Consider the following 11,706-nt stretch of genomic DNA (forward strand, 5'->3'; position numbering starts at 1 on the left):
GCCGGCCGGTATCCAGGGCGGTGAGGGTGTGGGGCATTTCGATGACGAGGGCTTTGGCCATGCCCAGCAGCCGGCCGCCGCGGTGCGGTGACTCGGCCCGGGCCAGGGCGATCTGCTCAGCCACACCCAGGCTCTGTTCTTTGGATCGTTTCTTGCCGAGATCCTCGGCCGCCAGGCTGCAGCCTGTGGCTAGCCCGGAAGCGGCTTGCGCCGGACCGTTCACAGTCGCGAATTCGGTTTGTTCCTGCCGCCGCCTAGCCTCAAACTCAACGGCGAGCCGGGCCTGCTGGCCGGTGGCCCAGTGTTTGAGTTTCTCCAGCGCCGCGATCTGGTTGATCAGCCCGGGACCGTCGGCCGTGAGATCGGCCCGCAAAAGCGTCTTCACCGCCCCGACCCGGTTGCCGGGACCCAGCCCGGGTGCATCACCGCCCGGGGGCTCACCACGGGTGAACGAGGCCTCGTAAAACAGCGCTTCGGGAAACGGGTCTTGCGGGAAAACGCCGTCGGGATACTCTCCGCCGGGGAAGGGATCCTCCGGATACGCGGAGTCCGGATCGGCGCCATAGGGAAAGTCGTCGCCGGCGAAGCAATCGCCCGCGAACTCGTCGAAGGGAAAGACTTCGCCCATGGACCACCCGTCGGGAATCGCCCCGAAAAGCAAAACTGCGTCCGGGAAAAGGGCATCCGGAACATCGGCCTCCGGAACCGCGGCAGCAAGCGGAGCGTCACCACGCGGCGCCCCCGCTGTCACTGCTGGATTCCCGAGAACCTCCATGACCACAGTCTGCCAAGGGGGTACGACAAAATAAGGCGGATCAGGCACCAGGCGGGGGTAGATTCTAAAAATTTTTTGGAGGCGCTCCCGGAACGAAAACCGGGTAGCAGATCGGGGCGTTCCCAGCCCTGAGAACGCCCTGAACTGCTACCCAGTTGGGTACCTTGGCACGCAAGGATTGCCGGGTTTGACAGGCTCAGCCGGCGGCAGCACCGCCGTCGTACGCGGTACAAGTGCACCGGACGGGAAGCGGCGGGGCCACCTGGTTCGGCGGGGCCACCTGCTCGGCGATCCGGGAGCCGTTAGGCGCGCAGGGGGACCGGGTACGCCGGGGCACCGAAGACGGCGTCCTCCAGGTACCAGACTGTCGACCCGCCGCCGCTGACCGGCATGATGCTGCCCTCGAAAACGAAGATCGGATCCGCGGACCGGTCCTCGGGGCGCCAGAACCCGTTGGTGGGGCAGTGAGATCCTGTTTTCGCCACAAGCCCCAGGCTCGGGTCCGTTGTTCTCCTGATAGTGCTGAGCTTTTTCATGGCAGGCTCCCCGTTGATTCTGGCTGCGGAAACTTCTTTTCCGCAATTTCTAGGCTTGCTGCCAATATTAGAATCCCCGGAAGCGCGTTACTAAGACAAATGATAAGTGCCCTAATAAGCGGAACCTATGAAAGGCTAGCGGCCATACTTATCGTTGAGCATTTCCTGCAGCATTTCCTTCAGCACCAGGAGTACAGCGGAGGCAGCCTCCGAGAGGGGATCGTGGTCCGGGGTGCACAGCGCGATCTTGCACTGCAGCGCGGGGTCGACGATCCGCAGGACGTTGAAGTCCTCCTCATGGAACAAGGCATCGGCGGCAGACTTGGGCAGGATGGTGGCCCCGAGATCAGCCCGCAGCAGCCGGGTCAGGGAAGGCACCGACTCCACCTCGCCCACCAGTTGGAGCTTAAGTCCCTTGCTGTCGAAACCCGCTTCCACGGTCTGGCGGAGCGTGTGGATCTTTTCGGGCAGGAAGAGCCCAAGCTTGGCTACCTCCTCCAGCGTGACCTCACCATTCGAAGTGTGGATTTCCGTTCTGGCCGCGTTGACCACCAGGTGCAGGTCCTCAACGATCATCGTGGTGAAAAGGACGCCGCGGATCGGGCCGGGCTCATAGATGAGGGCCATGTCCAGCCGGCCGTTCTTGATGGCCTCGCTCAGGACGCCGCCATAGATCTCGGTGACGTGCAGGACGATGTCCGGGTACCGCCGGGCCACTTCGCTGATGATCTGCGGGGTCAGGCTGGACGCCATGCTGTAGGGCGCAATGGCAATGGATACACGGCCCGACGGCGCGGCCCCCGACTTGGCAACGTCCGTCCGGGCCTGCGCGACAAGCCGCAGGATCGACTGGGCATGGCGGTACAGCGTGTGCCCGGCAGCCGTGGGCTGAACCCCCTGCTTGCTGCGGATCAGCAGCCGCTGCTTGAGCTCGTTCTCCAGCGCCGAAACCTGCTGGCTGAGGGCCGGCTGGGCCACATGCAGGGCAGCCGCCGCTTTGGTGATGCTCCCCGAGTCCACGATCTGCACGAAGTATGCAAGTTTCCGGGTATCCACGGCCGCCCTCTCTCGTCGCGGCGTCCTGAACCCATAACGGGTTGCTATGCAGGGATACGCAATAGGTCTTTGTGTGATCCGCATCGCTGACACTAGGTTGAACCCAGAACGTTGAACCCAGAACGCTATTTCACTAGGCGTACATTCTATCCCCTCAGGCGGCATGCGAATTCCTGATGGGGGTAGATGTATTTTGCATGGTATTCACTCTTATCGAAATTTCCGGTTTCTTTTTACATTCCGGAAATAAACGTTCCATATGTTCAAAGCAACGGGGTCGGCCGCCAGGGGCGCACCCCCTTTACGGGAAGGAAAGGGCCATGGACTCCACTGCGGCGGTGGTCATAACCAGCTCCTATCCCGTGACACCGATTACGTCTTTGTCTGAGCAAAAACCCGGTGCCAGACTTTTTAGCAGAAGCCGGTAGCCCCGCAGCAATGAACCGGGAACCCTCCCCGGGACCCCACCGGTCAGACCTCATCACCAGCGCAGCTGATCCCTTTGCCCCTGTGGCCAGGGCTGCTGCTAACCACCCCAGGAAGGCAGATAATGGGACCCACAGTTGATCTCGTAGCAGATCTCGGAGAAGGCTTCGGCGCCTACTCGATGGGCGACGACGCGGCCCTGCTTGAGGTGGTTTCCAGTGCCAACATTGCCTGCGGTTTCCACGCCGGTGACCCCGACATCATGCACGCCACGGTCGCCGAATGTGTCCGCCGCGGCGTCAGCATCGGGGCGCACCCGAGCTTCCCGGACCTGCGGGGCTTTGGCCGGCGCGCCATGGACCTGACGGCTGACGAGGTCCGCAACGACGTCCTGTACCAGTTCGGTGCCCTGAGTGCCTTTGCGACCTACCACGGCACCACCGTGGCCCACATTGCGCCGCACGGCCGCCTGGGCAACCTCGTCGCCACCCGCCCCGATTATGCAGCCGCGGTTGCCGATGCCGCCGCCCGCATCAACCCCGGACTCATCGTGCTGGCGCAGGACGGTGAACTGGCCAACGCGGCCGCCGAACGGCAGCTTGCCGTGGGCATCGTCGGCATCGCCGACCGCGCCTATGAAGCCGACGGCACCCTGGTGCCACGCAGCCGCCCCGGAGCCGTGATCCACGACCCGGCCGCCATCGTAGACCGCACCGTGCGCATGGTCTGCGAGGGGCTCATCGAGACCGTTGCCGGAACAGACCTGCCGATTGTCGCCGATACCGTCCTCCTGCACGGGGACACCCCGGGCGCGGTGCAGTTGGCCCGCCAGGTCCGCGCCGAACTGGAGAACGCCGGAGTGACCATCGCCCCGCTGCCGCAGGTGCTGGCCGCCAAAGAGAAGGTCGCCTGACATGGCTGCCACCCCAAATTCCACTCCGGTGGAGATCTTCGAGTCGGGGGATTCTGCCCTCCGGGTGGTCGCCTCCTCCGCTGATACGGAGGCCAACTGGAGCACAGTCCATTCCCTTGCGCAGTGGCTTGAGACCGCAGAGGCCGACGGCGTACACGGCGCAGTGCCGACGTACGACTCCCTGCTCGTGGAATTTGACCCCGGGGTCACCTCGGCGCGCCAGGTCCGGGCCTTCGTCCTCCTTGGCCTGCGCCAGCTTGAGCACACCGGTGCACCTGCCCGAACGCCGCGGGAGTTCAGCGTTCCCGTGGTGTACGGCGGCGAGTACGGCCCCGACCTGGAGCGCGTTGCCGAGCACGAACAGCTTTCCGTGGAGGAGATCATCGCGCTCCACACGGCCAAGTCCTACGTCATCCGCTGCCTGGGCGCCCCTGCCGGGTCACCCATGATGGACGGCCCCGACTTTCCGCTTCCGGTTCCGCGGCTGAAGGACCCCCGGCTGTCCGTTCCTGCGGGTGCCGTGGCCGTCGCGGGCCGGCAGGCTGTCATCGCCCCGGCGGTGGCGCCCGGCGGATGGTGCGTCATCGGCCAAACCCCGCTGACAGTGCTTGATGCTGCCAGTGAACCGCTGGTTCCGTACCTGCCCGGCGACCGCCTGACGTTCCGCCAGATCCGGCCGGAGGAATTCGCGGACTACGCGGGCAGGAAGCTGGAGGCAGCACGATGAGCGGGTCACTGATCATCCAGCAGCCCGGAAACTCCGTGGTCACGGACCTGGGACGCTTCCGCGGACCCCGGTTCGGGCTTCCCGTCAACGGGGCTCTTGACCAGTTTTCGGCACGTGCGGCCAACATCCTGGCCGCCAATGCGGACAACGCTCCGCTGCTGGAAATCACCGCCCTCGACTTCCGGATGCGTGCCACCAGCGACCTCCTCATCGCGGTCACGGGCGCACCCCTGACGCTCACCGTTGACGGGCGCGAATGCCCGCAGTGGGAGCCGGTGTCCGTCCGTGCCGGGGAGACAGTGGCGGTACGCCGCATCACCGGCGGCCTCCGGGCCTATCTTGCCGTCCACGGCTCGGTCGAGGCCCCGGCCCTGCTGGGAAGCTGCGCCCCTGACACTGTCATCGGCTTCGGCCTTCGGCTCACCGAGGGTACGGAGCTGAAAACCTCCAGGAGCGTCGGCCCGATCCGGCAGCCATACTTTGACCTTCCGCTGTTCCGGCTGGGGCTGACCCGCCCGGAGTTCAGCAGCAGGGCGGTCATTGACGTCACGGACGGTCCGGACGTTGACGAGTTCGGTGAGACAGCAGAGCTGCTGTACACCACCGAATACACCGTCAGCGCCCGGAGCAACCATATCGGGCTGCGCCTCGGCGGTGCCCTTCCTGAACGCCAAACGTCAGCCGAAGTGCTGTCCCGCGGTGTTCCGGTGGGAGCCATCGAGGTTCCATCCAGGGAAGAACTGCTGGTGCTGCACCGCGGACGCGGTGTCACCGCCGGTTATCCCGTCCTGGCAGTGGTCACCAGCCGCTCGCTGGACACCCTCGCCCAAGCCCGTCCCGGGCACACCATCACCTTCCGCAAGACCACCGTCCCCGAAGCCACAGCACAGCACCGGGCGGCATTACGGGAACTGGAGAACCTCCGTTCCCGAGTCAGTACAGTCTTCGCCCTCCTTGGCATCGGCAAAGAGCCCGGCCGGCCGGAACTCGCACCGGCAGCCGGCAGCTAAGGAACACCGATGAACTCCCCTCGAACCAAGTCCAGGATAGGAATGAAAATGTCCACATCAATGCGCGCGGGTGCACCGCAGCACGACCGCCTCGATGCGAGGCAGACCCGGAAAGTCGTCACCGCCGGGTGCGTCGGAATCTTCGTGGAGCTTTACGACAACGGCATTTTCGCCTTCATGGCCGGAACGCTTGCCCTTGTGTTCCTGGCTCCCGGCAACCCGGACAACGCACTGCTGTTCGTTTTCGCCGGCTACGCCGTGTCCTTCTTCGTCCGCCCCCTCGGCGCCGTCGTCTGCGGCATCCTGGGCGACAAGATCGGACGGCAAAAACTCTTGGTCTTTGTCATCCTGCTGATCAGCGTGGCAACGGCCGGCATCGGCATCCTGCCCGCCTACTCCGCCATCGGCATCGCGGCCCCCGTGCTGCTGGTGCTGCTTCGCCTGCTCCAGGGCTTCTCCGTCGGCGGCGAGGCCGCCGGTGCCATGACCTTCCTCGCCGAGCACGCCCCCGAAGGCAAGCGCGGCATCATCACCTCCTACGCCCAGATCGCCTCCTTCGCTGCCCTGCTCACCGGCACCCTGGTTGCCTACTCCATGTCGCCGTGGCTCACCCAGGCAGCGATCGACGGCGGCGGCTTCGGTTCGTTCGCATGGCGCATTCCGTTCCTGGTCGCCATCCCCATGGGCGTCATCGGCTGGTACATCCGCAAGGCCATCAGCGACACCCCGAACTTCCAGAAGCTGAAGGAAGAGGGCGGCCTGTCCAAGAACCCGCTGAAGGAAGCCTTCGCCTCCGCTGAGCACCGCCGCGCCATGCTGCTGGCACTCTTCATCCCGCTCATGAACGGCTCCGGCTACTACGTCCTGTTCTCCTACATGCCCACGTTCCTCAAGGGCAAGCAGCTCAACTTCACCATCGGTGAAGCCCTTCTGGTCACCGCCTGCAGCCTGGTTGTCATCTGCATCGCCATCCCGTTCATGGGTGCCCTCTCCGACCGTGTCGGCCGCAAGAAGGTCATCGCCGGTTCGGCAATCGCCATGGCTGTCCTCGGCATCCCGGCCTACGCCCTGATCGCCACCGGCAACATGGCCCTGGCCATCCTGGGTGCCTGCATCATGGCCGTCGTCTTCGCCGGACACACCGCCGTGATCCACATCCTGATCGTGGAACTGTTCCCCACCCGTGTCCGCTACTCCGCCTACGGCCTGGGCTACAACATCTCCTCGGCACTCTTCGGCGGAACCGCCCCGCTGCTGATGACCTGGCTGATTTCCTCCACCGGCAACATCTACATGCCTGCCTTTTACGCCGTCATCACCGCGCTGGGCACGCTGGCTGCCGTCAGCACCGTCAAGGACCGGGCGCACCTGCCGCTGCGCGACGCCTAACCACTTACCACTGCACTGCACTAACCAGGAGACCTAAATGCCGTTTTCAGACTACTCAACCGCCCTCGTCACCGGCGCCTCAACAGGCATGGGCGCCGCCATCGCCGAGCGCCTTGCCAAGCGCGGACTCAGCGTCCACGCCGTGGCCCGCAACGAGGAGCGACTGAACGACCTTGCCGACAAGACCGGCGCCATTCCCCACGTCGTCGACCTGACCGACACCGCGGCCCTGACGGCCGCCGTCGGGAACCTCGAAGTCGATGTCCTGGTGAACTGCGCCGGCGTGTCCCGGCCGGGCAACATCCTGGACTCCTCGGAGAGCGACATCGACGAACTCGTGGACGTCAACCTCCGCGGCCTGCTCCAGCTCACCCGCCTGGTCCTGCCGGGCATGGTGGAACGCGACCGCGGCCACGTCATCAACATCAGCTCCATCGCCGGCGTGTACAACTTCTACGGCCACACCGTGTATCACGCCACCAAGGCAGCCGTGCACCAGATTTCCCGGCAGCTGCGCAACGACACCGTCGGCAAGCGCATCCGCGTCACCGAGATCTGCCCCGGACGCGTGGAGACCGAGATCTTCGGCCGCAACATGGGCGGCACGCCCGAGGCCATGGAAGAGGCGTGGAAGACGTATTACGAAGGCTACGAGTCCCTGACCACGGACGATATCGTCAACGCCATGGACTACGCCATCGAAACTCCCCGTCACGTAAACGTGGGCATGCTGGAACTCATGCCCACCTTCCAGGTTCCCGGCGGGCTCACGTTCGACCGGCGCCCGGCCTAAAGCTCCGACGGGCGGGGCCGGCAAAACCGGCCCCGCCCAGCTCATCCCACTCCCCAGAATCGATAGGTTTTCCGATGCACACAGTCCGCACCGTCAGCTTCCCCGACGCCCAGCTGCTCGCCGATCTTTCACCCCTTCCCGAAGGGCTCCGGGGAGTGGTGTGGGACCTGAAGTCGGATCCCGACGGCGGGACGCTGGGTGAGATCGACGGCGTCATCCTCCCGTACATCAACGCCGGTGCGGTTTTGGGGGCCCTCGCCCAGGTCGAGAACCTGAAGTACGTCCAGACGCAGTCCACCGGATACGACGGCGTTATCGAAGCTGCCGGCCCGGCGGCCGGCGTCGCCAGCGCCTCCGGTGTCCACGCGGCGGCGACGGCGGAACTCGCGGTGGGCCTGATCCTTGCCAAGCTGCGCGGCATCGACCAGGCCGTCCGCGACCAGCAGCACGGCCTCTGGCGGCCGGAACGCCGCCAGTCCCTGGCGGACCGGCGCGTGCTGCTGCTTGGCGTCGGCGGGATCGGGCACGAGATCGCCCGCCGCCTGGAGCCCTTCGAGGTCACCGTCACCCGGGTGGGAAGCTCTGCCCGCACGGACGAGCACGGCGAGGTCCACGCCTCCAGCGAGCTGCCTGCACTGGCACCCACACACGACATCCTCGTCTCGGTGCTGCCGCTGAACGAGCAGACGCACCAGCTGATCGGCGAAGAGGTCCTCGCAGCCCTTCCCGACGGCGCCCTCGTGGTCAACGTGGGCCGCGGCCCGGTGGTGGACACGGCGGCCCTGACCAAGGAAGTCCTGTCCGGCCGCTTGAACTGCGCGCTCGACGTCGTCGATCCCGAACCGTTGCCGCAGGACCACGCGCTGTGGTCAGCGCCCAACGCCCTGATCACACCCCATGTGGGCGGCAACGCCTCCGCGTTCGAACCACGGATCCTGAAGCTCCTGCGCAAGCAGCTCGAAGCCCTCGCCGCAGGGCAGGCCCCGGCCAACCTCGTCCAGCGGGGTCCCTTCTAGGCGGCAGCTTTCAGGCCCTCCCGGGCCCAAGACAACGAACAACCATGCGCGCACGCGCAGACCGCGGCGGAGGAGCTGCTCTTTTCATGACTTCACTTTTTGATTTGACCGGGCGGGTTGCTTTGGTGACTGGTTCGAGCCGGGGGATTGGTAATGCGTTGGCGCGGGGCCTGGCTGACGCGGGCGCGACGGTGGTGCTGAACGGGGTCAACGCCGAGCGGTTGAAGGCGGCGGAGGCTGCGATGGCCGCGGATTATGCGCCGGGCCGGGTGCACAGTGTGGCGTTTGACGTCACGGACGACGCCGCCGCGCAGGCCGGGGTGGCGTGGGTGGAGGAGCATGTGGGCCCGTTGGAGGTGTTGGTGAACAATGCCGGGATCCAGCACCGGGTGCCGATGCTGGAGCTGGATGTGGCGGACTGGGAGCGGGTGATCTCGACGGATCTGACGAGCGCGTTTTTGGTGGGCCGGGCTGCGGCGCGGCACATGATCGGCCGGGGGCACGGGAAGATCATCAATATCTGTTCGGTGCAGACGGACCTGGCCCGGCCCACGATTGCCCCGTATGTGGCGGCCAAGGGCGGGCTGCGGAACCTGACCCGGGCGATGACCGCTGAGTGGGCGGGGTCGGGGCTGCAGATCAACGGGATCGCGCCGGGGTATATCCATACCGAGATGACGCAGAACCTGGTGGATGACGAGGCGTTTAATGCGTGGATTCTGGGCCGGACCCCGGCGGCGCGGTGGGGTACGGTGCAGGATTTGGCGGGCCCGGCGGTGTGGCTGGCCTCGTCCGGGTCGGATTTCGTGAACGGGCAGACGATCTTTATCGACGGCGGAATGACGGTGGTGGTCTGATGACAACGGCAAACGGCACAACAACAGAAACAGCAGCGGAGGCACTTCCGGTGTCGGGTCCGGCGGTGGTCGCGCACGGCAAGGGCGACCTGCGGATCGACGAGGTCCCGCTGCGGGAGCCGGGACCGGATGAGGCGGTGGTGGAGGTCCTGTTCGGGGGGATTTGCGGGTCGGACCTGCATTACTGGCTGCACGGGGCGGCGGGGGAGTCGATCCTGAAGTCCCCGCTGGTCCTGGGCCATGAGATCTCCGGCCGGATCGTCAAAGCAGCGGCGGACGGGTCCGGTCCGGGTGTGGGGACGCCGGTGGCGGTGCACCCGGCCACCCCGGGCCCCGGTGACGGGTCGGTGCGGTACCCGCAGCAGCGGCCCAACCTGTCCCCGGGGTGCACGTACCTGGGCTCGGCGGCACGGTTCCCGCACACGGACGGGGCGTTCAGCCGGTACGTGAACCTGCCGGTGCGGATGCTCCGGGAACTGCCCGACACACTGGATTTGCGGACCGCGGCGCTGATCGAACCGGCCAGTGTGGCGTGGCATGCGGTGTCCCGGGCCGGGGACGTGGCCGGCAAGACCGCCCTGGTGATCGGTTCCGGCCCGATCGGGGCGCTGACCGTGGCCGTGCTCAAACGCGCCGGCGCGGCCCGGATCGTCGCGGTCGACATGCACGACAAACCGCTGGAGATCGCCACGGCGGTGGGCGCGGACGAGGTCCTGCACGCCGCGGACGCCGAGGCGATCGCCCGGGTGCAGGCCGACGTCGTGATCGAATCCTCCGGCAACCACCACGGCCTGGCCTCCGCGATCAACGGAGCGGGCCGGGGCGGGACCGTGGTCATGGTCGGGCTGCTGCCCACCGGACCCCAGCCGGTCCTGATCTCCCTGGCCATCACCCGCGAACTCGACCTGAAAGGCTCGTTCCGGTTCAACGACGAAATCGACGAGGTCATCACCGCCCTCGCCGACGGCACCCTGCACATCGGCCCGGTCATCACCCACGACTACCCCGTCACCAACGCCCTCGAAGCCTTCGACACCGCCCGCAACTCCGCCCAATCCGGCAAAGTCCTCCTCAACTTCGGAGAAACATCATGATCACGAACCTGCCGCCCCTGGTTGTCATGGGCGTCTCCGGCTGCGGAAAGTCGACCGTCGGGGCGCTGCTGGGCGAGCGCCTGGGCGTTCCCTTCTTTGACGGTGACGACTTCCATCCGCCGGCCAACAAGGCCAAGATGGCCAGCGGCACGCCGCTGAATGACGAGGACAGGGCACCCTGGCTCGCGGAAATTGGGACCGCGCTGGCAACGCGCGGCGACGGAGCGGGCACGCGCATCATCGCCTGCTCGGCGCTCAAGCGGAGCTACCGGGACCTGCTGCGCAGCCACGCACCGGGCCTCGTGTTCATCCACCTCGCCGGCGAGGAAGCCACCATTTCAGGCCGGATCAGCGGCAGGGCGCACGAGTACATGCCCAGCAGCCTCCTGGCTTCGCAGCTTGCGACGCTGGAGCCGCTGGAATGGGATGAAGCGCATATTCCGGTGGATATCCTCGGTGATCCCGCCTCCCTGGTGGACGGGATCGTCCGCGAGCTGGAGTTGCTGGCCCTACCGCTGGGGCAGTAGCCCGGTCCCCGCGCCCTTGGCCAGTTCCACCTCGGTGTTGATGATTTCAACAGAGCACTGGAACTGCGCGGTGCAGCTTTGCAGCACGATCGTGGCCGCGGCCTGGCCCTCGTCGAATGCCATTTGATTGGGCACCACGCGGATCGTGGCCGTCTGTTCCTTCCGTGTGCAGTCGAGTTCCGCGTTCCCGAGTCCGCCGGCGATCCGTCCGTCGCTGACCCTTTGGGTGAGCTGGATGACGGGTACCGCTGTAACCAGGGTTGGGTCGGTGTCGCAGACGAAGGTGACCGGAATATCGACGGCGGCGCCGTCGGCCACTAGGATTCCGGGCCCGGCGCTGACGAGCGTCGCGGGGGCTGCGTGGGCGGGGGCGGCGACGGCCGTAAGGACGGCGGTGAGGGCGACGGCGGCGAGGCGGCTTCTGGAGCGCAACATCAGGTTCTCCCTTGAGGACAGGGTGGAGTGGATTGATATTGCCAAACGTCCGCGCGGCCGAAAGTCCGGCTGGCCGCACAATACTTCCGTAGTTGTTGCGCTGACAAGAGCCAAAAACAAAGGAAAACGGACGACGGCGGGAGGTCCCGCCG

12 protein-coding genes and 1 pseudogene are annotated in these 11,706 nt (G+C 66.1%); 9 read left to right on the forward strand and 4 right to left on the reverse strand.

Going from position 1 to position 11,706, the window contains the following annotated elements; genetic code table 11:
- The 3 genes and pseudogenes from ACFUTU_RS20430 to nac form a co-directional block, all read right to left on the reverse strand.
- A pseudogene (locus ACFUTU_RS20430) lies at positions 1-775 on the reverse strand (hypothetical protein); the annotation flags it as partial.
- A gap of 302 nt (positions 776-1,077) precedes the next feature.
- Complete coding sequence (locus ACFUTU_RS20435; protein WP_377967649.1) at positions 1,078-1,311, reverse strand: hypothetical protein; 234 nt, start codon at positions 1,309-1,311, stop codon at positions 1,078-1,080.
- A gap of 135 nt (positions 1,312-1,446) precedes the next feature.
- The gene (gene nac / locus ACFUTU_RS20440) at positions 1,447-2,367 is read right to left on the reverse strand and encodes a nitrogen assimilation transcriptional regulator NAC (RefSeq protein ID WP_377967651.1); all 921 of its coding nucleotides are present in this window, start codon (positions 2,365-2,367) and stop codon (positions 1,447-1,449) included.
- A 550-nt stretch (positions 2,368-2,917) separates the two neighbouring features.
- Here nac and ACFUTU_RS20445 point away from each other — a divergent pair.
- From ACFUTU_RS20445 to ACFUTU_RS20485, 9 genes are all read left to right on the forward strand, one after another.
- On the forward strand, positions 2,918-3,706 hold the full coding sequence (locus ACFUTU_RS20445; RefSeq protein ID WP_377967653.1) for a LamB/YcsF family protein: 789 nt from the start codon (positions 2,918-2,920) through the stop codon (positions 3,704-3,706).
- Between the two features lies 1 nt (position 3,707).
- The gene (locus tag ACFUTU_RS20450) at positions 3,708-4,433 is read left to right on the forward strand and encodes an allophanate hydrolase subunit 1 (protein ID WP_377967655.1); all 726 of its coding nucleotides are present in this window, start codon (positions 3,708-3,710) and stop codon (positions 4,431-4,433) included.
- The gene (locus ACFUTU_RS20455) at positions 4,430-5,443 is read left to right on the forward strand and encodes a biotin-dependent carboxyltransferase family protein (RefSeq protein ID WP_377967657.1); all 1,014 of its coding nucleotides are present in this window, start codon (positions 4,430-4,432) and stop codon (positions 5,441-5,443) included. Before ACFUTU_RS20450 ends, ACFUTU_RS20455 begins: the two co-directional genes overlap by 4 nt.
- Before the next feature lie 48 nt (positions 5,444-5,491).
- The gene (locus ACFUTU_RS20460; RefSeq protein ID WP_377967658.1) at positions 5,492-6,832 is read left to right on the forward strand and encodes an MFS transporter; all 1,341 of its coding nucleotides are present in this window, start codon (positions 5,492-5,494) and stop codon (positions 6,830-6,832) included.
- A 37-nt stretch (positions 6,833-6,869) separates the two neighbouring features.
- Complete coding sequence (locus tag ACFUTU_RS20465) at positions 6,870-7,625, forward strand: SDR family oxidoreductase (RefSeq protein WP_377967659.1); 756 nt, start codon at positions 6,870-6,872, stop codon at positions 7,623-7,625.
- 74 nt (positions 7,626-7,699) lie between these two features.
- Complete coding sequence (locus ACFUTU_RS20470; protein ID WP_377967660.1) at positions 7,700-8,641, forward strand: 2-hydroxyacid dehydrogenase; 942 nt, start codon at positions 7,700-7,702, stop codon at positions 8,639-8,641.
- An 86-nt stretch (positions 8,642-8,727) separates the two neighbouring features.
- The gene (locus tag ACFUTU_RS20475) at positions 8,728-9,498 is read left to right on the forward strand and encodes an SDR family oxidoreductase (RefSeq protein WP_377967662.1); all 771 of its coding nucleotides are present in this window, start codon (positions 8,728-8,730) and stop codon (positions 9,496-9,498) included.
- Positions 9,498-10,592, forward strand: coding sequence for an L-idonate 5-dehydrogenase (locus ACFUTU_RS20480; RefSeq protein ID WP_377967664.1), 1,095 nt, complete (start codon positions 9,498-9,500; stop codon positions 10,590-10,592). The genes ACFUTU_RS20475 and ACFUTU_RS20480 overlap by 1 nt, the downstream gene beginning before the upstream one ends.
- Positions 10,589-11,119, forward strand: coding sequence for a gluconokinase (locus ACFUTU_RS20485; RefSeq protein WP_377967666.1), 531 nt, complete (start codon positions 10,589-10,591; stop codon positions 11,117-11,119). The genes ACFUTU_RS20480 and ACFUTU_RS20485 overlap by 4 nt, the downstream gene beginning before the upstream one ends.
- On the opposite strand, the gene ACFUTU_RS20490 is transcribed toward ACFUTU_RS20485, so the two are convergent.
- Positions 11,102-11,554: a hypothetical protein gene (locus ACFUTU_RS20490; RefSeq protein ID WP_377967668.1), complete on the reverse strand. Its 453-nt coding sequence runs from the start codon at positions 11,552-11,554 to the stop codon at positions 11,102-11,104. The two genes, ACFUTU_RS20485 and ACFUTU_RS20490, sit on opposite strands and share 18 nt — an antisense overlap.
- Positions 11,555-11,706: the final 152 nt, after the last annotated feature.

Source organism: Arthrobacter sp. NPDC057388 (assembly GCF_042668165.1).
Taxonomy (GTDB): Bacteria; Actinomycetota; Actinomycetes; order Actinomycetales; family Micrococcaceae; genus Arthrobacter.